This window comes from Mesorhizobium sp. M0052, assembly GCF_040323255.1.
Lineage (GTDB): Bacteria > Pseudomonadota > Alphaproteobacteria > Rhizobiales > Rhizobiaceae > Mesorhizobium.
Window position 1 is genome coordinate 115021 of sequence record NZ_JAMYUS010000009.1, and the last position, 21339, is coordinate 136359.

Here is a 21339-nt window from a genome sequence, read left to right on the forward strand (position 1 = left end):
AAAATAAGAAGTCCCTCGGCAGCTAGTACAGGGTAGCGAAGGCATGGCGAAGAAACCAACGACGACCAGAACTCTCGACAGCGACGTAGCCAGGGAACTCGAAAAGGCACTAGACCTCGATCTCAGCGGAGACGGCAGCGGCGATCTCGATATCGCGGCGTCGATGGAAGATCTGGAAGCGCAGATATCGCAGGCCGCGGACGAACTGGCGCGCGAAGGCCGCCCCCAGAAGCCCGCCCCCGCTCAAAATGCGCCCGTCCAACAAAACCAGAGTGCGAAGCCGGCAGCCAAGCCCGCCGAGCTGCGCCCGGTCGAATCGCGCAACAGCGCGCAGCCAGCCGGCTTCAAGCCGGCAAACGATGACCGCCAGAAAGATTACAAGACGCTGCTGCACAGCCTCAACCGGCGCGCGTCTAGCACGATCTATTGGGTCGTGGCGTTCGTGTCGCTGGCCTGGATCGCCGGCGCCGGCGGCCTCGCCAATCTGCTGTTTGGCCCCAGCATCTGGAAAATTCGTACGTTCGATCAAATCCTGGCCCGCCCTGAACTGATCGGCCTAGCGATCGCGGCAATCATACCGGTCGTCCTGTTTTGGGCCTTCGCGGCGATGATCCGCCGCGCGCAGGAAATGCGCATTGCCGCGCAATCGATGACGGAGGTGGCTTTCCGCTTGGCGGAGCCGGAAAACCTCGCCCAAGACCGCGTGATGATGATCGGCCAGGCCGTTCGCCGTGAAGTGGCGGCGATGGGCGAAGGCATCGAGCGCACGCTGGCGCGCGCCGTCGAGCTCGAAACTCTGGTCCACAGCGAGGTCAACCAGATCGAACGCTCCTATTCGGAGAATGAATCGCGCATCCGGTCGCTGGTCGACGGGCTGGGCAGCGAGCGCGAAGCCGTCGTCACTCATGCCGAGCGCGTGCGCGCCTCGATCACCGGCGCGCATGAAACGCTGAAGGACGAGATCGGCGCCGCCTCCGACATTATTCGCGACTCTATCCTCAACGCGTCGACCAAGCTGTCGATGACGATCACCAATTCCGGCGACACGCTGATCGACCGCATCAATGAAAGCTCGATGTCGATCTTCGATTCCGTCGAAACCCGGCTGGATTCAATCACCGACAGGCTGTCGACATCGGGCGAAGCCTTTGCTTCGCTGCTCGACACCCGCATCGCCAAGCTGACGGACACCACAGACGGCCTGACCCGGTCGCTGACCGACCTGCTCGACGACCGCACCACCGGTATGGTGTCGCTGCTCGGCGGCGCCGCCCGCACCCTGAGCTCGGAATTCGAGTCCAGCCTGAACGGCATCGAGCGGACGCTGGCCGAGCGCGGCCAGGCGCTGATCAGCGAATTCCAGACCCGGGCCGAAGCACTCGATACCGGCACGCAGAAGCTCAACGCCGCGCTCGAGGCGCGCGCCCGCCAGATCAACGAAACGCTGGTCGAGCGCGCCCGCGAGATCGCCCACACCTTTGCCGAGAGCAAGGATCATTTGTCGGCCATGATCGATCAGGGCAAGACCCAGATCGGCGCCGACATGGCCGACATCGTCTCGTCGACCTCGTCGATGCTCGAAGCCCGCGCCAGCGATTTCGCCGGCCGGATGGAAGCCGCCCGCCATGTCGTGTCGCGCTCATTCGACACCGACATCCAGCGTCTTGCCGACGCCCGCGTCGGCATCGAGGACGCCGTCGAAAACCACAGCCGCAAGCTGTCCGAAAGCCGCGAACGCATGGCGGCTGCCATGCAGGCGGACCTGGCGAAGTTCGCCGAGGGCCGCGCCGGCATCGATGCGGCCGTAACCAACCAGGTGCAGAAGCTGGCCGAAGGCCGCAACCTGATCTCGCGCGCCCTGGAAGAGGATCTACGCAAGGTCAACGAGTCGCGCGCCGCCATCGACGCGTCGCTGGGAAGCCATCTCGAGCGGCTTGAAGAAGGCCGCAACCGGCTCAACCAGGCTTTGCATGAAGACTCCGGAAAACTGGTGCAAGCCCGTACGATCATTGACGAAATGGTCGCCGGACATGTCGGTAAACTGGCCGAAGGCCGCAACATTCTGTCGCGCGCCCTGGAAGCCGATCTCGGCAAGCTCGCCGACAGCCGCGCCTCGATTGACGGGCTGGTCGCCGGCCAGGTTGAAAAGATCGCCGAAGGCCGCGCCATCCTGACCAAGGCGCTCGAAAACGACATTATCGGCATCAAGGGCGTGATCGAGAACCACTCGGCGAAACTGGCCGAGGACCGCACCGAACTCAGCAAGGCGCTGGAGAACGACCTATCCGGCATCAGGGGCCTGCTCTCCGACCATTCGAGCCGGCTTGCCGACGATCGTGGCCTGTTGTCACAGACGCTCGAGGCCGACCTCGCCAAGCTCGCCGAGAGCCGGTCGAGCATCGACGGGCTGGTCGCCGGCCAGGTCGAGAAGCTGGCCGAGGGGCGCGATATCCTCAAGCGCGCGCTCGAAGCCGACCTCAACACCATCAAGGGTGCCATCGCGGGTCATTCCGACAAGGTGGCGGAAGAGCGCGGTCAGCTTTCCAGGGCACTGGAGGCCGACCTGCAGAATGTGAACAGCCTGATCGCCGACCACTCGGACCGGCTTGTCCAGGATCGTTCGACGCTATCCCAGGCGCTTAAGGATGACCTTCAGAATGTTAACAGCCTGATCACCGACCACTCCAGCCGGCTTGTCCAGGATCGTTCGACGCTATCCCAGGCGCTTCAGGACGATTTGCACAATGTCAGCGGCATCATGGCCGATCATCAAAACAGGCTCGTCCAGGACCGTTCGGCGCTCTCAAAGGCATTGGAAGACGACATCGCCAAGCTGGCGGAGAGCCGCTCCAATATCGATGGGCTGGTCGCCGGGCAGGTCGAGAAGCTTGCCGAGGGCCGCGACATCCTCACACGGGCGCTCGAAGCCGATCTCAATGCGATCAGGAGCGCCATTGCCGACCAGTCGCAGAAGCTGAGCGAAAACCGTGGCGAGTTCGCACGGGTGCTGGAAGCGGATTTGGAAAATGTCAACAGCCTGATCGAGGGTCACAGCGACAAGCTCGTCCGGGATCGCGCGACGCTGTCGAAGGCTCTCGAGGACGACCTCGCCAAGCTGGCCGAGAGCCGGTCGAGCATCGACGGACTGGTCGCGGGCCAGGTCGAGAAGCTGGCCGAGGGCCGAGACATCCTGAAACGTGCGCTGGAAGCCGACCTGCAGAAGCTGTCGGCAAGCCGCGGTGAGGTTGACGACATCATCGCCGGCCATGTCGGCAAGCTGGCCGAAGGCCGCAACATGTTGACCCAGGCGCTGGAAGACGATCTGGCAAAGCTCGCCGACATACGCAAGGATGTCGACCGCTCGCTGTCGGGCCATATCGACCAGATTGCCGGCAGAAGCACCGATATCTCGGCGGCAATCGCTGCCGATGTCGAGAAGATCGAGCAGGCCTTCAGCAAGCAGACCGGCATCATCGAAGAGCGCGCCGGAACCATGGAGCGCGCGTTGTCGGTGGGTGTCGACAATGTCCGCAGCGTGCTCGAAAAGAGCGCCGTCTTCGTTGCCGGCGCGCTGCGCGAGAAGGTGATGGAAGTCACCAGCGCGCTGCACGAACAGGCCGGTGCTGCCTTCAGTGACGCCGACCGCAAGATCGCCGAGCGTGCCGAGCAGACCTCGTCCGCCCTTTTGGCCCGGGCCGAGGACATCGCCCGCACCTTCGAGGACGCGGATCGCCGTCTGCACGCACGTGCCGAGGACACATCGAGCGCCCTGCTTGCTCGCGCCGAGGATACGACGAATGCCTTGCTTGCTCGCGCCGAAGACACAACGAGCGTGCTGCTTGCCCGGCATGACGAGACGTCGAACTCGCTGCTCGCCCGCGCCGAAGAAACGGCCGGACGGCTGGCTGCCCGCGCCTGCGAGATCGCCGGCACGTTCGACGCCGCCGACCAGAAGCTGGTCGCCCGCGCGGTCGAGACGGCGCAGTCGCTGGCCGACCGCGCCGGCGACATCCTGCGTAACTTCGAGGGCGCCGACCAGCGGCTGAGCATGCGCATCGGCGAATCCGCCGAAGCGCTGGCCGCCCGCGCCTCGGACCTTGGCCGCATCTTCGACGCCGCCGACCAGCAGCTGATCTCGCGCATTGCCGAGGGTTCGGACGCGCTGTCGGCACGCGCCACCGAGATCAGCCGCATCTTCGACGAGGCCGATCACCGCCTGGTGTCGCGCATCGCCGACTCCACGTCGACGATCGGCGAGCATGCCGACAACATCGTCGGTGCCTTCGCCAGCACCGAGCAGCGCGTTGCCGAACGCGCACGCCAGACCGGCCAAGAACTTGCCGTCCACGCCCGCGAGATGGAGCAGGCTCTTGCCGGCGCCGACGAGCGGCTGGCCGCGAGCGTTGCGTCCGCAGCTTCGCGCGTCGAGGAACAGGTCGCCAGCGTCGAGAACCGCCTTCTTTATACGACGGAGACGATGGGCCAGAAGCTCAACGAGCAGGTTTCCAGCGCAGAAGCTCAGCTGATCTCGCGCGCCAACACGATTGCGGAGACTTTTACCGCGGTCGGCCAGCACATCGGCCAAAGCACCAACGACGCTGCCAAGACAATCGGCACCAATACCCGCGAGCTCAACACGATGCTGGCGGCGCGTTCGGCCGAGATGGCGAAGATCCTGGACGAAACCGCGCGGCCGCTGGTCGAGCGCTTCGCCCAGGGCGGCTCGGAACTGCAAAAGAGCATGGAAGAGGTCACCGAACGCGCGACCGACAAGCTGCGCAGCGAAAATGCCGCCCTCGTCAACGCGCTCGCCAGCCGCACCGCCGAAACGCTGTCGGCCGTCGAAGGCGCGCGCTCGTCGCTCGCCGATAGCGTCACCGACCTCATCGGCCGCATGAGCGTCTCCAGCTCGCAGCTTGGTGAGCTGATCGAACAGGCGGCGATCAACCTCGGCCAGGTCGACGAACGTCTGAGCGGCAGCACCCAAAGCTTCGCGGCAACCACCGAAAAGGCCGCGCAGACCTTCGCCAGCTCGGCACGCCTGGTCGATTCGAACACGACGCGGCTTACCGAACTGTCGTCGTCGACCCTGCGCGAAGTGGCCTCGATCGCCACCAAGTTCGACGAGCACAGCCGCTTGCTGTCCTCGGCTTCGGATCTGTTGAGCTCGGCGCAGAGCAATCTGGAGCACACGCTTGAGCGGCAATCGTCGCTCGAAGATCTCGCCGTCGGCCTGGTCAAGAAGTCGGAAGACCTCGAGAAGGTGATGCGTTCGTTCGAAAACCTTGTCGGCCAGACGATGCAGAATGCCGAAGGCAAGACGCTGGCATCAGCCGACAAGATCCGCATCGCCATAACGGAAGTGGTCGATTCGGCAACCAGCCGGTTCGCCGATGCGACCGAGGAGATGCGGCGCACCGCAAGCTCGATCAAGAGCGAGCTCGACCTCACCCGCGCCGAGCTCAAGAAGGGCGTCATCGAGATGCCGGAAGAGGCCAAGGAATCGACCTCGGCGATCCGCCGTGCCGTTGCCGAGCAGATCAACGCGCTCAAGGAACTTTCGGATATCGTTGCGAAATCGGGACGCGGCGGCGACAATGCCGAACCGCGCGCCCTGCGCCCGGCGCCGCAGGCGCCAGTGCAGCGCCCGGCCGAGCCGGTACGCCGCCCGCCGCCGGCGCCACAGCCGGAGCGCCCTGCTCCGCAGGCGCCGGTCGGCGGCCTGCGTGGCACGCTCGATATCGAACGCCCTGCCGAAGCACCGCGCCAGCGCGACGCCAACGCCCGCACGCCGCAAGGCGGCTGGGTGCGCGATCTCCTGACCGGGGCATCGCGCGAGGAGGAAGTCGCCAGGCCGGCAGCGCCCGCGGAAGCACCGCGCGCAACTCCCGCCCAGCGCTCGCCGCTGCATGTCATGGAGTCGCTCAACTCGCTCTCGGTCGATATTGCCCGGGCGATCGACCACGACGCCTCGATCGAGCTGTGGAACCGCTACCGGCGCGGCGAGCGTGACGTGTTCACGCGCCGCCTCTACACACTCAAGGGCCAGCAGACCTTTGACGAAATCCGCCGCAAATATCAGGCCGAGGCGGAGTTCCGCGCCGCCGTCGACCGCTACTGCGACGATTTCGAGAAGCTGCTCAAGGACGTCTCGCGCAACGACCGCGACAACATCATGGCGCAGACCTACCTGACGTCGGACACCGGCAAGGTCTACACCATGCTGGCCCATGCGAGCGGCCGTTTGCACTAGCTACGATTGCTGCATCAAAATGAAAAAGGCGGGAAATTTCCCGCCTTTTTCGTTTGTCATGGATCGAACAATGACGAGCGCAAAGAACTCAGGCTGCCCTTGCTGGCGCGATGGGCTGCAAGCTATGCCTCCAGCATGAGGAAATACGGTCGCACCTTTCATCTGCCGATATCGGTCGGAGCCACCAGCGACGACAAGGTCATGGCGTCGCTTGAAGGACTAAGGGTGGCTGATCTTGTGGTCACCGAGAAGATGGATGGAGAGAACACAACCCTTCATCGCGATGGCTCTCACGCGCGCAGTCCCGATAGCCGTTATCATCCATCCCGAGACTGGCTGAAGGCATTTGCAGCAAATGTTTCACCGCAACTTGCTGACGATGAACGGATTGTGGGCGAGAACCTCTATGCCCGACATTCGGTTGCGTATGATGCGCTGCCGTCATTTTTTCTTGGCTTTGCATGGATCATCGGGACCGAGATTCAACCGTGGGATTTGACCCTGGCCCGGTTTGAGGAACTGGGCATCACTCCTGTTCCCACGCTCTATCGTGGGCCTTTCAGCCCCAACCTCTTCGATAATCTGGCTGCGTCCCTGGATAAGGCCAAGCAAGAAGGCTTTGTGGCTAGGGTTGCCGAAGCATTTGCTGAGGCAGACATGCCCATTCGCATGGGCAAATATGTACGGGCAGGACATGTCCAGAGTGAAACCCACTGGATGAAGGCAGAACTGGTCACCAACCGTCTGGCAGGCGGCTAAGGTTCCTGGGTCTCAAGCGCCTCGCCGGGTTCGCTCAGATAACCGAATCCGTCCAGCCCACAATATCCTTCGCCGCCTCGCCGAAGGCGCTGTCGAGCGCGTTGACATAGGCCGGATTGCCGCTGCCGGAGACGGGAGCGGATGCGGTAAAGCTCTTCGAGGCGCGCACCTCGCCGTTGCGGTCGTTCAGGATGCGTACGAAGAGATTGACCTCGGCATGCTCGCCACCATTGACGCGGACTTCGAAGGAGCGGATCTCGACGATAATTTGGTAGTCGATCGCCAGCCCCTCGCCCGGCTTGCCGACGCCGGCAAAGCTGCCGGAGCGCTGGAAGGTTTCGGCGAGCCTCGCCTGCACGATCAGCGGCAGCCGGTCGGCCCATTGCGCGCCCTTGAGATACTGGATCGAGCGATCTGACGGCTTGATGACGATGTTCTGGCTGTCCAGCGCCTTGAGCGCGGATGGCTGGGCGATCAGGATCTGGCGGCGGCTGTGGCCATGGGCGTCGATCGACGGGGCGGACAGCTCGAACGTATCGAGTGGCGCCGGCTTGCCTCCCAATGCCGCGCAACCAGCCAGCGTCAGGCCAAGCAAAACGGCCGCCGATTTATACCCACCCAACCCGAACGTCACTCGTGATCCCCACTGTCCCCGGATCGTATGATGAATCCGCATCCGCGGTCCATGTAATTGCTGCGGGCGGGCACGGAAGTCAACGCCGTGCCCTGCCATCGAACTGCCGGACCTCGCCGTCGCCGCCCGACAGGATGCGCTGCGGGTTGCGGCTGAGATCGGTCACCGCCTCTTCGATGCGACTGATCGAACGCCGGCTGTCCTGGACCAGCGCCTCGACATTCGACAGGCCCTGGCCCGAGAAGCGCGCGATGTTGTCGGTGATCGTGCCAAGCCGGGCGTTCAGCGTGTCGGCGACCTGCTTGAACGACTTCAGCGTGTCCCTGGCATCGGCCATGACGCCGTCGGCTTGGCCCGAACCGAGCAGCGTATCGACCCTTTTCAGGATGCCGTCGACGCGCACCGAGGCATCGTTGAGGCGCGACGCAAGCTGTTTGGCGTCCTTGATCGTCTCGTCGATGTCGTCGGCCCGGTCGGCGAACTTGTCGGTCACCTTGGCGATGTCGGCGGCGGCCTTGTTGGCATTTTCGCTGGCCTTCTGAATGTTGGCGAGCGCCACGCGCACCTGCGCCGGATCGATGCCGTCGAGCACATTGTCGACCTTTGCCAGCGTGCCTTGCGTGCGCGTGGCGAAATCGTTGACCGAGCCGACCGCGGTATCGACGTTCTTGATCACGCCGTCGAGCTGTCCGCTGGTCTCCTTCAGATTGGCGGTGACGGCGTCCACATTGGCGACGATGCTCTTGATCTTGTCCTTGTCGACGGCATTGAGCAGGCCTTCGGCAGCCTTCAGTGTGCCGTCGAGCTTGCCGGAAACACCCTTCAACTCGTCCGACAGCGCGCTGACGGCGGTCAGGAACTTGTCGATGCCGTCGGCATTCCTGGCCAGCGCATCGGAAAATGTCTGGGCGTTCTTGACGGTCTGGGTCAGCGGCCCGCGCACATCCCTGGTGAACCCTTCTAGGTCGGAAAGCACCTTGTCGGCACGGGTGAAGATATTCTGTGCCGTTTGCAGCAGGTTGGTGACCGCCGATGGATTGGCGATGATCTCGGCGGTCCTGCCTTCCTTTGCCGCCTCTTCCAGCAGGTTCGGTTCCTTGGGATCGGCGCCCTTCAATTCGATGTTGACCTGGCCGGCAAGGCTGGCGATGCCGATATCGGCCTGCGTCGATTTGGTGAGCGGCGTTGTCTGGTCGATCTCGGTCGTAGCAATGGCGGCATTGGGGTCATTGCGATCGAAATAGACGCGCTTGACCACCCCGACCTTGACGCCGTTGAACAGCACCAGACTGCCGGGGCCGAGGCCGGAGGCCGAACCCTGAATGCGCACGCGCAGCTCCGCCGTCTCGCCGCGATCACCGATCTGGGCGGTCCAATAGACGAACCCGAACGCCGCCAGGATTGCAGCCAGGGTGAAAATGCCGACAATGACGTAGTTGGCTCTGGTTTCCATTGCCCCACTTATGTCTATGCGCGCGCGGCAAGATCAAGTTGCCGAGCGCGTTTTCCGCGGAAATAGGATTTGACCCACGGTTCTTCGCTTTTCAGCATGTCGTCGATCGTGCCTTCGACCAGGATTTTCTTGTTGCCGAGCACCGCCACGCGGTCGCAAGCGGTAAACAGCGTGTCGAGATCGTGCGTCACCATATAGACCGTCAGATCCATTGTATCGCGCAGCTTGACCACCAGTTCGTCGAATTCGGACGCGCTGATCGGGTCGAGGCCGGAAGTCGGCTCGTCGAGGAAGACGATGTCGGGGTCGAGCGCCAGCGCCCGCGCCAGGGCGGCGCGCTTGATCATGCCGCCCGAAAGCTCCGAGGGAAATTTTTGCGCGGCGTCCGGCGGCAGGCCGACCAGTTCGATCTTGAGCAAGGCCAGTTCGTCCATCAGTTTCTTCGGCAGATCGAGATATTCGCGCATCGGCACCTGCACGTTTTCCTGCACGGTCAACGCCGAAAACAGGGCGCCGTGCTGGAAAAGCACGCCAAGGCGCATGTCGATGCGCAACCGTTCGATGTCGCTGGCCTTTTCGAGGTCGAGGCCAAACAGCTTGATCGTGCCGGACTGCTTGTGCAGCAGGCCGAGAATCGTGCGCAGCAGCACCGATTTGCCGGCGCCCGAGGCGCCGACGAAACCGAGGATTTCGCCGCGCTTGATGTCGAGCGCCAGTTTGTCGAGGATCAGCTTGTCGTCCAGGGCAACGGTGATGTCGCGCACCGACAGCACGATATCGCTTTCGCCCGTTCCCTGCATAGCCTTGGTCGCCTTTGAGTTTCTGCGCATCATGTCAGAACTCGATCGATGCGTAGAAGATGGCAAAAAGGCCATCGAGGATGATGACAACGAAGATCGATTTCACAACCGAGGCGGTGACGTGCAGACCCAGCGATTCGGCGCTGCCGCCGACCTTCATGCCTTCTACGGAAGCAATGGTGCCGATGATCATGGCCATGAACGGCGCCTTGATCAGCCCGGCGAAGATGGTGCTGATATCGATCGCGCCGCGCAGCCGGTCGATGAAGGCCGTCGGCGCAATACCGGAATAAAGCCAGGCGGCTAGGATGCCGCCGCCAAGAGCGGCAAAATTGGCGACGATGGTGAGACAGGGCAGCGCGATCACCAGCGCCACCAGGCGCGGAAACACCAGCACGCCGATCGGGTTGAGGCCGATGACCTTCAGCGCGTCGACCTCCTCGCGCATCTTCATCGAGCCGATCTCGGCGGTGATGGCGCTGCCGGAGCGGCCGGCGATCATGATGGCGGTCATCAGCACGCCGAGTTCGCGCAGGATCAGCACGCCGACCAGATCGACAACGAAAATGTTGGCGCCGAAATAATTGAGCTGGTAGGCGCCCTGCTGGGCGACGATGGCGCCGACGATCGCCGACATCAGCACCACCACGGGGATGGCGCCGACCCCCATGCGATCGATCTGGTTGAAGATCGCCGCCGGATTGATGGCATGGCCGCGCCCGAGCTTCATCTGGGCGCCGCCGATGGTGGCGCCGAGGATGTTCATCGAGGCGAGGAAATCGTCGCGCATCTCATAGATGCGGCGGCCGACCGCCTCCAGCCCGCGGAGGATGATGTTGGGGCGCCGGACGCCGCGCGATTCGGGCTCGCGCCGGACAGCTTCGCCAACGGCGCCGAGCAGGATCGAGGCGACATCGCTTTGCCCCTGCATCTTGATCTCGACACCCTTCTTTTCGAAGACACTGACCAGGCGATCGATCAGCCAGGCTCCGGCGGTGTCCATCTTCTCGATGTGGGAAAGATCCAAAGCGAGCGTCTGGAAGCCTTTGCGCTGCTCGATCTTGCGCATCTCGGCGTCGATCAGCGCCACTGTCGTCGTCGTCCAGATGCCGGAGAAAGCGCAGCCGAGGACGCCGCCCTCCTCGCCGACCGCAACGCGGGGCTGGTGGTCGGCCTCCTTGGCGGCGTTGCCGCTTGCGTCGCGTTTGCCGATGGTCAACATGGCGTCCTGTTTAGCCTGACGGGTCGTACCTGTCGATTTGCCGACGACGCGTTGTCGCATAGCCGGAGCAGAAAATTATGGCGCGTGTCATTTCGGTTGAGGCCGAGCGTTTTCCCATTGCCGGCACCTTCACCATCTCGCGCGGGTCGAAGACCGAAGCCGAAGTCATTACCTGCACGATCAGCGATGGGGACAATCGCGGATGGGGCGAATGCGTCCCCTACAAGCGCTATGGCGAGACCATGGAGGGGGTGCGCGACGCCACCGAGGCCATGCGCCGGCAGATAGAAGGCGGCATCAGCCGCAAGGAACTGCTCGATGCGATGCCGGCGGGTGCTGCCCGCAACGCCATCGATTGCGCCTTGTGGGACCTGGAGGCCAAGATCAGCGGCGTTGCGGTCGCGGACGCCATCCACGTTGTGCCCTTGTCGGCGCTGGAGACGGCCTACACGCTGTCGCTGGGCGAGCCGGAGGCAATGGCGGCGCAAGCCCGCGCCAATGCCGGGCGGCCGCTGCTCAAGGTCAAGATCGGCGGCGACAACGACTTGGCCCGCATCCGCGCCGTGACCGAAGCGGCGCCCGACAGCCGCATCATCCTCGACGCCAATGAAGGCTGGACCGATGCCAACATCATCGAGAATCTCGCTTTCGCCGCCGAACATGGCATAGCCCTGATCGAACAGCCGCTTCCCGCCGGCCATGATGCCATCCTGCGCCACATCGCGCATCCGGTGCCGATCTGCGCAGACGAAAGCGTCCACGAGGCGAAGGACCTCGAAGCGCTTGTCGGCCTCTATGACGCCGTCAACATCAAGCTCGACAAATCCGGCGGCCTGACCGCCGCCCTTACCCTTCGCAACCGCGCCCGGGAGCTGGGATTCGGCGTGATGGTCGGCTGCATGGTCGGCACGTCGCTGGCAATGGCGCCGGCTGTGTTGCTTGCACAGGGCGCCGAGTTCGTCGACCTCGACGGCCCGCTGCTGCTTGCCCGCGACCGCCAGCCCGGGCTCGTCTACCAGGGGTCGCTGGTGTCACCGCCTGACAGGATGCTGTGGGGCTGAACGCGCGGCGAGCCCGATCAGCGCCAGGCCGATGATGGCGATCGGGATCATCGCCAGGAAGCCGTCGACGCCGTAGCGCTCATAAAGCGGGCCGGACGCCAGCGTCACCGCCGCCATGAAGAAGCCGTTGAAGAAATAGGCAATGCCTTGCGCCGCACCCGTGCGTTCTTCCGAAACCGTTTCGCCGATCATCTTCTGCAGGCCGATCAACACCATCGCCACCGACACCGAATGCAGGGTCTGGACGCCGAAGAAACCGGCGACGCCAAGCCCGAGTGGCCAGATCAGCGGAAAGGCGATCCAGCGCACGATGGAGCCGATGCCGGCGATCAGCATCACCTTGACCACCGAGACCGAGGCAAAAATACGGTTGAAAAACACGAACATGCAGACCTCGGCCACTACGCCCCAGGCCCACAGCAGGCCAACGACGGAATCGCTGATGCCGACCGATTTCCAGTAGATGGAGACAAAGCCGTAGAGGAAGGCATGGCTGGCGGTGATGATGCCGACGCCGAGGGTGAAATACAGGAAATACGGATTGAGAAGGCTCGGCGCCTGATGCTGGATGTCGGCGGCCGAAAGCGGCGAAGCGCGGCGCGGGCGGCCAAGCCGCGGCGCCAGCAATCCGGCGACGAGCGCGGCAGACAGCGCCGCAAAGATGATTACCGGCACGGCCTCCGGGCTCGTCCAGGCCAGGATAAAGCCGCCTGCGACGTTGGCGCAGAGATAGGATATCGAGCCCCATTTGCGCATCGCGGTGTAGTTCGAGCCGAAGCGGCGCACGCCCGACAGCGCGAGCGAATCGGCGATCGGCGAATGCGGCGTCCACACCACCGTCAGCGCCAGCGATACGGCAAGCACCGCCGCATAGGTGGGAGTGAGGAAATAGCCGGCGGAAAGAACCATCGTCGCGGCCACCAGCGCAATATAGACATCCGCCCTGTCCTTCGCCCGGTCGGCCAGCGCGGTCAGCAGGGGTGTTGTCACCACGCGCAGGAACATCGGCGCCGCCAGGATGATGGCGATCTGCTCGGCGTGGAAACCCTGGGCATGCAGCCACAGCGGGAAATAAGGCACATGCGTTCCCAGCGACACGAATAATGTCGCGAAGATCAGACTCATGCGCAGTTCGAAATGGCGCGGCTTGACGAGTTGTTCGGGCGAGAGCGGCGGCAGCGACATGAATCGATCCAATTACGCTGCACAAAGGGCTGCAACGCAGATCGATCCCTTAACATGCGCGAAAGCGGTCCGAAACTGCCTGGACCAGTCGATTAACAGGAGGGTTATGCCGCTTCGACGACCCTGTCTTCGATCAGCAAGGGGATGAACGGCTCGTCCGGTACTTCGGGCAGCACCAGCGCCCAGTGGATGATCTCCATCTTGCCGTCGAAATGTTCGACCACCGCCGTGCAGCTCTCCACCCAGTCGCCGGTGTTGATGTACTGCACATCCTCATAAGTCTCGATGGCGGCGTGATGGATGTGGCCGCAGATGACGCCGTCGACATGCGAGCGGCGGGCCTCCTCGGCCAGCACCGTCTGGAACGAGCCGATGAAGTTGACCGCCTTCTTGACCTTGACCTTGGCCCAGGACGAGAACGACCAGTAAGGGAGACCCAGCAAATGGCGGAGCTTCGTCACCACGCGGTTGACCATCATCGCGGCGTCATAGGCGTAGTCGCCGAGATAGGCCAGCCAGCGTGCATTATGGACGACGGTGTCGAACTGGTCGCCGTGGATGACCAGCAGGCGCCTGCCATCGGCGGTTTCGTGGATGGCGCGGTCGGCAACGACGATGCCGCCGAAATGCACGCCTTGGAACTGGCGCGCGAATTCGTCGTGATTACCGGCGATATAGGTGATCGAGGTGCCCTTTCGCGCCTTGCGCAGCAGTTTCTGGACGACGTCATTGTGGCTCTGCGGCCAATGCCAGCTGCGCCGCAGCCGCCAGCCGTCGACGATGTCTCCGACGAGATAGATGATATCGGCGTCGTGATACCGCAGGAAATCTATCAGGAACTCGGCCTTGGCCGCCTTCGATCCGAGATGCAGGTCGGATATGAACATGCTGCGGAAAGTGCGGGTTTCTGTACCGGACATCAGATCGTCACCGTTGCTTTCGCGCAGGCTATGCCCCGATTCATGCAACAACCGTATGACGGTTGCGATTGGGCCAGCCAAAGGGCTAGCGTGCCGCGCCATTCACAGGAGAAAATCGTCATGGATCTTGGCATCAAGGGCAAGAAGGCCATCGTCTGCGCATCGAGCAAAGGGCTTGGCCGCGGCTGCGCCACGGCGCTGGCCGAGGCCGGCTGCGATCTCGTTGTCAACGGCCGCAATGCCGAGCTGCTGGCAAAAACCGCAGCCGAACTGCGCGAACGCTACGGCGTGAAGGTGACCGAGATCGTTGGCGACGTCTCGAAACCCGAGGTGCAGAAGGCAATCCTGGCCGCCTGCCCCGACCCGGATATCCTGGTCAACAACAATGGCGGCCCGCCCTTGCGCGATTTCCGCGAACTCGACCGGGCAAAGATCCTCGAAGGCGTGACGCAGAACATGGTGACGCCGATCGAACTGGTGCAGGCCGTGATCGACGGCATGGCCAAGCGCGGCTTCGGCCGCATCGTCAACATCACCTCGCTGTCGGTCTACGTCCCGATTCCCGGCCTCGATCTGTCGTCCGGCGCGCGCGCCGGCCTGACCTCGTTCCTGGCCGGCGTGGCGCGCACGGTGATCGACCGCAACGTCACCATCAACAGCCTGCTGCCGGGCAAGCTCGACACCGATCGGCTGCGCGGCCCGCATGAGGCCGGTACGATGGAAGACCCGGCAGCGGCCGCAGCGCGCAAGACCCGCATCAGCGCCGACGTTCCGGCCAAGCGGCTCGGCACGCCGGAAGAGTTCGGCCAGATCTGCGCCTTTCTGTGCTCGGCCCATGCCGGCTATCTCACCGGTCAGAACATCCCGGTCGATGGCGGCCTCTATGTCAGCGCGTTCTAAAGGGCTCGATGGATAGTCGGCAGGATTTCAGCGCAATTATTTGAAATAGTTCGATATTTCTGGCCCCGGTTGTTTTAGCCGCCCTTGCGTCATTTGGCGTCGCGAAAAACCATTTTTGCGTGCTAAAAGGCTGCAAAGCAGGTTTGAGGGAGCGGCCGCATGGAAGGCGAGAACAAGAAAACGGCACGTTCGGACCTCGACGAAGCCGCCCTCTACTTCCACAAGCATCCAAGGCCGGGAAAGCTCGAGATCCAGGCGACCAAGCCGCTCGGCAACCAGCGCGACCTGGCGTTGGCCTATTCGCCGGGTGTTGCCGCGCCCTGCCTCGAAATCCGCGACAATCCGGCAACCGCGGCCGATTATACAGCGCGCGCCAATCTGGTCGGCGTCGTCTCCAACGGCTCGGCCGTGCTCGGGCTCGGCAATATCGGCCCGCTCGCCTCCAAGCCGGTGATGGAAGGCAAGGCGGTGCTGTTCAAGAAATTCGCCGGCATCGACGTCTTCGACATCGAGATCGACGCGCCGGGCATAGAGCGCATGGTCGAGACGATCTCGGCGCTGGAACCGACATTCGGCGGCATCAATCTCGAGGACATCAAGGCGCCCGAATGCTTCGAGGTCGAGGCGCAGTTGAAGGCCCGCATGGGCATTCCCGTCTTCCATGACGACCAGCATGGCACCGCCATCATCGTCGCCGCCGCGGTGCTCAACGGGCTGGAATTCGCCGGCAAGACCATTTCCGACATCAAGATCGTCACCTCAGGCGCCGGTGCGGCAGCGCTCGCCTGCCTCAACCTGTTGGTCTCGCTTGGCGCCAAGGTAGAGAACATCTGGGTCACCGACCGCTTCGGCGTCGCCTACAAGGGCCGCACCGACGAGATGGATCGTTGGAAAGACCCCTATGTGAAGGACACCGAGGCGCGCACGCTGGCCGATGTGATCCCTGGCGCCGACGTTTTTCTCGGCCTGTCGGCCGCCGGCGTGCTGAAGCCGGAATTGCTTGATCATATGGCGCCTAAGCCGTTGATCCTGGCGCTGGCCAACCCCAATCCCGAGATCATGCCGGAGGTCGCGCGCGCCGCTCGTCCCGACGCGATGATCTGCACCGGCCGTTCCGATTTCCCCAATCAGGTCAACAACGTGCTTTGTTTTCCTTACATCTTCCGCGGTGCGCTGGATTGCGGCGCCAGCGCCATCAACGAGGAGATGAAGATGGCCGCGGTCAGGGCGATCGCCGCGCTTGCCCGCGAAGAACCATCCGACGTCGCCGCCCGCGCCTATTCCGGCGAGACGCCGATCTTCGGACCCGACTTCCTTATCCCCTCGCCCTTCGATCCCCGCCTGATCCTGCGCATCGCGCCGGCGGTGGCCAAGGCTGCCTGCGACACCGGCGTCGCGACCCGGCCGATCACCGACTTCGCCGCCTATATCGACCAGCTCAACCGCTTCGTCTTCCGCTCCGGCCTGGTGATGAAGCCGGTGTTTTCGTCGGCCAAGGCGTCGACCGCCAAGCGCGTCATCTATGCCGACGGCGAGGACGAGCGCGTGCTGCGCGCAGCCCAGGTGGTGCTGGAGGAAGGCATTGCCGAGCCGATCCTGATCGGCCGCCCGCATGTCATCGAGGTCAGGCTGAAGCGCTACGGCCTGCGTATCAAGCCGGGCGTAGATTTCGGCCTGATCAACCCGGAAGACGATCCGCGCTACCGCCATTATGTCGACCTGTTGATCGAGCTTGCCGGCCGGCGCGGCGTGACGACGGAGGCCGCGCGCACCATGGTGCGCACCGACAATACGGTGATTGCGGCACTGGCGCTGAAGCGCGGCGATGCCGACGCCATGATCTGCGGCCTCGAGGGTCGTTTCGAGCGGCATCTGCGCAATGTGACGCTGGTCATCGGACCACGCGCGGGCGTCAAGGACCGCGACCTGTCGACGCTGTCGATGCTGATCTCGCAACGCGGCATCGTCTTCCTCACCGACACCCATGTCTCGGTCGACCCGACGGCCGAGGAGATCGCCGAAATGACCATTCTGGCGGCGGAGGAAATCCAGCGCTTCGGCATCGAGCCGAAGGCAGCGCTTCTGTCGCATTCGGATTTCGGCTCGCGCGATTCACCCAGCGCGCTGAAGATGCGGCAGGCAGCGGCGATCCTGGCGCGCGTTGCGCCCGACCTGCAATGCGACGGCGAGATGCATGCCGATTCAGCCCTGTCGGAGCATCTGCGCCAGCGCGTCTATCCGCATTCGCGGCTGAAGGGCGAAGCCAATCTCCTGGTGTTCCCCAACCTCGACTCCGCCAACATCACGCTGACCGCGCTGCGCACGATGATGGATGCGCTGCATGTGGGCCCGATCCTGCTTGGCACCGACAAGCCGGCGCATATTTTGACGCCGTCGGTGACGTCGCGCGGCGTCGTCAATATGACGGCGCTGGCGGTGGTCGAGGCGGCGCACAAGGCGCAGGCGGTGGTTCATTTCGGCTGAGTTTCTCACGCAGGCGCGAAGCGGTAATGCCCGGTCTGCTTGAAGGCGAACAGCGTGTCCTCCTCGCGGGCGCCCGACCCGATATTGTGGATGACCAGCGCTCGTTCCGGCACGTCCGCCGTGCGTTCGGATGAGACGATGACGATGTGCGGCAGGTTGCCGGGCAGCATCTGGGTGACAAGATCGCCCGGCTGAAAGTCGGCAGGATCCTCGCTTACGGCCAAGGAAGCACCCTTGCGCCCGAAAAAGGCGGCAAGGTTGCCGACCCGTCGGTGGTCGATGTTTCGATCGGTCGCTTTCAGGCCCCAGGTCTTGGGATAGGCGGCGAAATTGGCCGCCATGTCCTCATGCACCAGCTTCTGCAGGTCGAGCTCGAAGGCGCGGCGATAGGCGCGCACGATGACGTCCGTGCACACGCCTCGATCCGGCGCGACGTCGCCGCCGGGATAGCCGAGGCGGACATAGGTCGGGTCGTAGAAGGTGGTGATGCCGATCTGCTCACGCGCGGCTTCGACCAATTTGCTGCGCCAGTCCGGAGCGGCTGGATTTTCCTGCGCCCGGGCGGCGGGCACCGCCAGGCACAACAGACCGAACTGCAGCGCGGTTCGACGGGTAATCGCGATCATGCCAGCTCCCCGGGGCATTGCTGGATCGTGGGATAATTCCGGAGCGATTGCGCCTTTTTCATGCAGCGGTGAGATCGCACAGTTGCCGCCCTATCCAAACGCCTCCTGCAACGCCTCTATGGGCTAAGACCATCTTTGGTTGTAGATTGAGGGAACGGTTAACCGCGAATCCGGTAGACAGGCAGGCAAGCGGGGTTCGGGCAATGACGGGCGGACGATGGAGGCTGAAGCACCTGGCTGCGCTGCTCGGCGTGCTTGTGCTTTCGGCCGTCGCCACCACTGAACCGCAGGCCGCCTCCCGCGTTTGCCGTCAACTGGAAGCCGAGCTTGCTTCTTCATCGAATGGCGGCGGCAATTCCAGCATGGTGCGGAAGTATGACAAGGCCATCTCCCGCCAGTTCGAACAGCTATCAAAGGTGCGCGGTCGTGCGAGCGATGCGAATTGCGGGTTTTCGCTGTTTTCGCGCAATGTCAGCCAATGTGCTGCGCTGAACAGCAGCATCGATCGCATGAACGCCAATCTCGATGCGTTGCAAGCCAAGCGCGCGCAGCTTGCCGGCGGCGGCTCGCGGCGCGACCGCGGCCGCATCCTGGCCGCGCTCGACGCCAATGGCTGCCGTGACGAGCCCGCGCCGCGCCGGGAGCCGCTGCAGGAAGCCAGCCGCGAACCCGACGACGGCAATCTGTTCGACCAGCTTTTCGGCGGCAACCGGCAGATCGACACGCTCGATCAGCCCGATGATCCCGGCGAGGAGCGCAATGTGCGCCGGGTGCTCAATCAGCCCGGCGTGCCGGATTTCCCGACGGTCGGCGGCGAGTTCCATACGAGCTGCGTGCGCACCTGCGACGGCTATTTCTTCCCGATGTCGAACTCGGCTTCGCTCGGCGATTTCGAGCGCGACCAGAAGAACTGCGAATCGAGCTGCCCCGGCACCGAAATGCAGGTGTTCTATTCGCGCGGCATGGAAGACGATTCGGCCAACATGACGTCGTCGGTGACCGGCAGGCCCTACAGCGAGTTGCCGACCGCCTATCTCTACAAACAGCCCAACATGTCGCGGCCGCTGGCTTGTGGCTGCAATGCGCAGGCCGGAAATTTCGAGATCATCGGCGGCAACCCGCCACCGCCCGACCAATCGCAGCCTGATACCGAGACAACGCCATTCATTCCGGTGCCGGCGGCCAAACCCGATCCGGGCGCGGATCCGGAGACGCTGGCCAATATGCAGGGCGGGCTCGACCGCGCTGCCATCAAGCGCCTTGCCGTCAAACCGGTGGTGTCGCCGGTGTCGCTGATCCCGCCGGACCAGCGCAAGGTCAGGGTCGTCGGGCCAACGTTCCTTCCCGACCCAGCAGCGGCAATAGATCTGCAAGCTCCGGCCCGGAAGCAAGTCCGGTAAGCGCCAGTCTCAGCGGCATGAACAGCGCCTTGCCCTTGCGGCCGCTGGCTTCCCTGATCCTGGCCGTCCAGTCCTTCCACACCGTTCCGGTCCACGGCTCTTCCGGCAACAGGTCGAAGGCCTGCTGCAGGAAGTCGCGATCCTCGTCGGAAAATTCCGGCGCGGGCTGCGGGCCGTCGGCAAGGATACGCCACCAGCCGACCGCGTCGCTCAGCCGGTCGAGATTGCCACGCACCGCCAGCCAGAACGGCTCGGCCTTGTCGCCGGAGATGCCGAGCACGATCAGCCGATCCCGCGCCTCGGAAAACGGCATGTGGTGCATGAGCGCACGATTGAGCACGAACAGCTCGTCCGGGTCGAATTTGGCCGCCGATTTCGACGTGGCGGCGGGATCGAAGCGCGCGGCCAGTGCCGGCATGTCATGCACCGCCGCGACATTTTCCGAGGTGCCGACAAGGACGGCCAGCGAAGCCACAGCCATCGGCTCGATGCCCTCCTCGCGCAGGCTTTCGATCGACAGCGCACCGCTGCGCTTCGACAGGCCCTCGCCCGAGGCCGTGGTCAAGAGATTGTGGTGGCCGAAGACAGGCGGCTCGGCGCCCAATGCCTTGAACAGCGCGATCTGCACGCCGGTGTTGGTGACGTGGTCGTCGCCGCGGATGACATGGCTGACCCCCATCTCGATGTCGTCGACGACCGAAGGCAGCGTGTAGAGATAAGTGCCGTCCTCGCGCCGCAGCACCGGATCGGACAGTGAGGCCAGATCGACGGTTTCCTCGCCGCGCACCAGATCGTTCCAGTGCACTTCGGTGCGCTCGGGCTGCAGCGGATCGCTGGTGAAGTTGGGCAGCAGAAAGCGCCAGTGCGGCCGGCGGCCATCGGAGCGGTATTCGGCGATCTGCTGCTGCGAAAGCGCCAGCGCCTCGCGGCCATAGACCGGCGGCAGGCCGCGCGTGCGGCGCACCTTGCGGCGCAGGTCGAGTTCTTCGGGGGTCTCGTAGCAGGGATAGACAACGCCGGCTCTCTGCAGCCGCTCCACCGCCGCGTCGTAAGTTTCGAAGCGCCGCGACTGGTATTCGGTGGCGTCGGGAAAAATCCCCAGCCAGTGCAGGTCGTAGAGGATGGCGTCGGAAAATTCCTGCCTCGAGCGGGCAATGTCTGTGTCGTCGAAGCGCTGGATGAAACGGCCCTTGTTGTTCATGGCAAACAGCCAGTTGAACAAGGCGGTGCGGGCATTGCCGATATGAATGCGGCCGGTTGGTGAGGGGGCAAAACGGACGGTAACTGTCATGGGCGGGGCGTAACGGATGCTCTTGGAATTGACAAGACGCGCCCCCGCGCGAGGCCAAAGACATAATGCACGCCAGCTAAAATGAAAAGGCTGTGAGCCAGAATCCGGCCGGGCCTGTCTCGGGTGAACCGCTCACCAGCGGTCCACGCCGGCAGAATCGGGCTTCCCTCAGCCGCTTTTTGTCCCCGTTATCCACATATGTGACACACAAGATGTTGGGGTCACAAAAGCTACGCAAACGAATCCTTGACGACGCAAACCGAGTCGCCTTTTATGTGCCATGTGCTCTTGTTGAGGGCGCGACCGGAGAGTTTCGAGCCCGGTCATTTCCCCGGATTTTGTGCGTTTTGG

Annotated in this window: 14 protein-coding genes; 6 read left to right on the forward strand and 8 right to left on the reverse strand. The window is 63.6% G+C overall.

What is annotated here, in order from left to right; genetic code table 11:
• Window positions 1-43: 43 nt before the first annotated feature.
• Together NKJ77_RS14415 and NKJ77_RS14420 are read left to right on the forward strand one after the other, a co-directional pair.
• Entirely contained in the window at window positions 44-6253 is a 6210-nt protein-coding gene (locus NKJ77_RS14415) for a kinesin (RefSeq protein WP_352535371.1), read from the forward strand.
• Window positions 6254-6259: 6 nt separating this feature from the next.
• Complete coding sequence (locus NKJ77_RS14420) at window positions 6260-7012, forward strand: RNA ligase family protein (RefSeq protein WP_245260146.1); 753 nt, start codon at window positions 6260-6262, stop codon at window positions 7010-7012.
• A gap of 34 nt (window positions 7013-7046) precedes the next feature.
• Here NKJ77_RS14420 and NKJ77_RS14425 read toward each other — a convergent pair whose 3' ends face one another.
• The 4 genes from NKJ77_RS14425 to NKJ77_RS14440 are packed head-to-tail and all read right to left on the reverse strand — an operon-like array spanning window position 7047 to window position 11121.
• Window positions 7047-7688, reverse strand: coding sequence for an ABC-type transport auxiliary lipoprotein family protein (locus tag NKJ77_RS14425; RefSeq protein ID WP_460221856.1), 642 nt, complete (start codon window positions 7686-7688; stop codon window positions 7047-7049).
• Between the two features lie 37 nt (window positions 7689-7725).
• Window positions 7726-9099 (reverse strand): MlaD family protein, encoded by a 1374-nt coding sequence (locus NKJ77_RS14430; protein WP_023690141.1) that lies wholly within the window; start codon window positions 9097-9099, stop codon window positions 7726-7728.
• Window positions 9100-9113: 14 nt separating this feature from the next.
• Window positions 9114-9932, reverse strand: a complete 819-nt coding sequence (locus NKJ77_RS14435; RefSeq protein WP_023694175.1) for an ABC transporter ATP-binding protein — start codon at window positions 9930-9932, stop codon at window positions 9114-9116.
• A gap of 1 nt (window position 9933) precedes the next feature.
• Complete coding sequence (locus tag NKJ77_RS14440) at window positions 9934-11121, reverse strand: MlaE family ABC transporter permease (protein ID WP_023708615.1); 1188 nt, start codon at window positions 11119-11121, stop codon at window positions 9934-9936.
• Window positions 11122-11198: 77 nt separating this feature from the next.
• Here NKJ77_RS14440 and dgcA point away from each other — a divergent pair, with 77 nt between their 5' ends.
• Entirely contained in the window at window positions 11199-12182 is a 984-nt protein-coding gene (gene dgcA, locus NKJ77_RS14445; protein WP_023684942.1) for an N-acetyl-D-Glu racemase DgcA, read from the forward strand.
• On the opposite strand, the gene NKJ77_RS14450 is transcribed toward dgcA, so the two are convergent.
• Both NKJ77_RS14450 and NKJ77_RS14455 read right to left on the reverse strand, forming a co-directional pair.
• Window positions 12153-13367, reverse strand: a complete 1215-nt coding sequence (locus NKJ77_RS14450) for an MFS transporter (protein ID WP_023831273.1) — start codon at window positions 13365-13367, stop codon at window positions 12153-12155. The genes dgcA and NKJ77_RS14450 overlap by 30 nt on opposite strands.
• Before the next feature lie 104 nt (window positions 13368-13471).
• Complete coding sequence (locus NKJ77_RS14455; protein ID WP_023831274.1) at window positions 13472-14287, reverse strand: UDP-2,3-diacylglucosamine diphosphatase; 816 nt, start codon at window positions 14285-14287, stop codon at window positions 13472-13474.
• A 120-nt stretch (window positions 14288-14407) separates the two neighbouring features.
• Here NKJ77_RS14455 and NKJ77_RS14460 point away from each other — a divergent pair, with 120 nt between their 5' ends.
• Both NKJ77_RS14460 and NKJ77_RS14465 read left to right on the forward strand, forming a co-directional pair.
• Window positions 14408-15187 (forward strand): SDR family oxidoreductase, encoded by a 780-nt coding sequence (locus tag NKJ77_RS14460; RefSeq protein ID WP_023831275.1) that lies wholly within the window; start codon window positions 14408-14410, stop codon window positions 15185-15187.
• 159 nt (window positions 15188-15346) lie between these two features.
• Window positions 15347-17671: an NADP-dependent malic enzyme gene (locus NKJ77_RS14465; RefSeq protein WP_023831276.1), complete on the forward strand. Its 2325-nt coding sequence runs from the start codon at window positions 15347-15349 to the stop codon at window positions 17669-17671.
• A 5-nt stretch (window positions 17672-17676) separates the two neighbouring features.
• Here NKJ77_RS14465 and NKJ77_RS14470 read toward each other — a convergent pair whose 3' ends face one another.
• Window positions 17677-18297, reverse strand: coding sequence for a DUF1287 domain-containing protein (locus NKJ77_RS14470; protein ID WP_050589882.1), 621 nt, complete (start codon window positions 18295-18297; stop codon window positions 17677-17679).
• Between the two features lie 203 nt (window positions 18298-18500).
• On the opposite strand from NKJ77_RS14470, the gene NKJ77_RS14475 reads away from it, so the two are divergent.
• A complete protein-coding gene (locus tag NKJ77_RS14475) occupies window positions 18501-19697 on the forward strand; it encodes a DUF2865 domain-containing protein (RefSeq protein ID WP_023831278.1) in 1197 nt (398 codons plus the stop codon).
• On the opposite strand, the gene gltX is transcribed toward NKJ77_RS14475, so the two are convergent.
• Window positions 19615-20988, reverse strand: coding sequence for a glutamate--tRNA ligase (gene gltX / locus NKJ77_RS14480; protein ID WP_023684934.1), 1374 nt, complete (start codon window positions 20986-20988; stop codon window positions 19615-19617). The two genes, NKJ77_RS14475 and gltX, sit on opposite strands and share 83 nt — an antisense overlap.
• Window positions 20989-21339 lie beyond the last annotated feature (351 nt).

Bases quoted from the DNA above. Each gene is read 5' to 3' on its own strand.
- NKJ77_RS14415 (WP_352535371.1), top strand. From the start codon at position 44: ATGGCGAAGAAACCAACGACGACCAGAACTCTCGACAGCGACGTAGCC.
- NKJ77_RS14425 (WP_460221856.1), bottom strand. From the start codon at position 7,688: ATGCGGATTCATCATACGATCCGGGGACAGTGGGGATCACGAGTGACG.
- NKJ77_RS14430 (WP_023690141.1), bottom strand. From the start codon at position 9,099: ATGGAAACCAGAGCCAACTACGTCATTGTCGGCATTTTCACCCTGGCT.
- NKJ77_RS14435 (WP_023694175.1), bottom strand. From the start codon at position 9,932: ATGATGCGCAGAAACTCAAAGGCGACCAAGGCTATGCAGGGAACGGGC.
- NKJ77_RS14440 (WP_023708615.1), bottom strand. From the start codon at position 11,121: ATGTTGACCATCGGCAAACGCGACGCAAGCGGCAACGCCGCCAAGGAG.
- dgcA (WP_023684942.1), top strand. From the start codon at position 11,199: ATGGCGCGTGTCATTTCGGTTGAGGCCGAGCGTTTTCCCATTGCCGGC.
- NKJ77_RS14450 (WP_023831273.1), bottom strand. From the start codon at position 13,367: ATGTCGCTGCCGCCGCTCTCGCCCGAACAACTCGTCAAGCCGCGCCAT.
- NKJ77_RS14455 (WP_023831274.1), bottom strand. From the start codon at position 14,287: ATGTCCGGTACAGAAACCCGCACTTTCCGCAGCATGTTCATATCCGAC.
- NKJ77_RS14460 (WP_023831275.1), top strand. From the start codon at position 14,408: ATGGATCTTGGCATCAAGGGCAAGAAGGCCATCGTCTGCGCATCGAGC.
- NKJ77_RS14465 (WP_023831276.1), top strand. From the start codon at position 15,347: ATGGAAGGCGAGAACAAGAAAACGGCACGTTCGGACCTCGACGAAGCC.
- NKJ77_RS14470 (WP_050589882.1), bottom strand. From the start codon at position 18,297: ATGATCGCGATTACCCGTCGAACCGCGCTGCAGTTCGGTCTGTTGTGC.
- NKJ77_RS14475 (WP_023831278.1), top strand. From the start codon at position 18,501: ATGACGGGCGGACGATGGAGGCTGAAGCACCTGGCTGCGCTGCTCGGC.
- gltX (WP_023684934.1), bottom strand. From the start codon at position 20,988: ATGACAGTTACCGTCCGTTTTGCCCCCTCACCAACCGGCCGCATTCAT.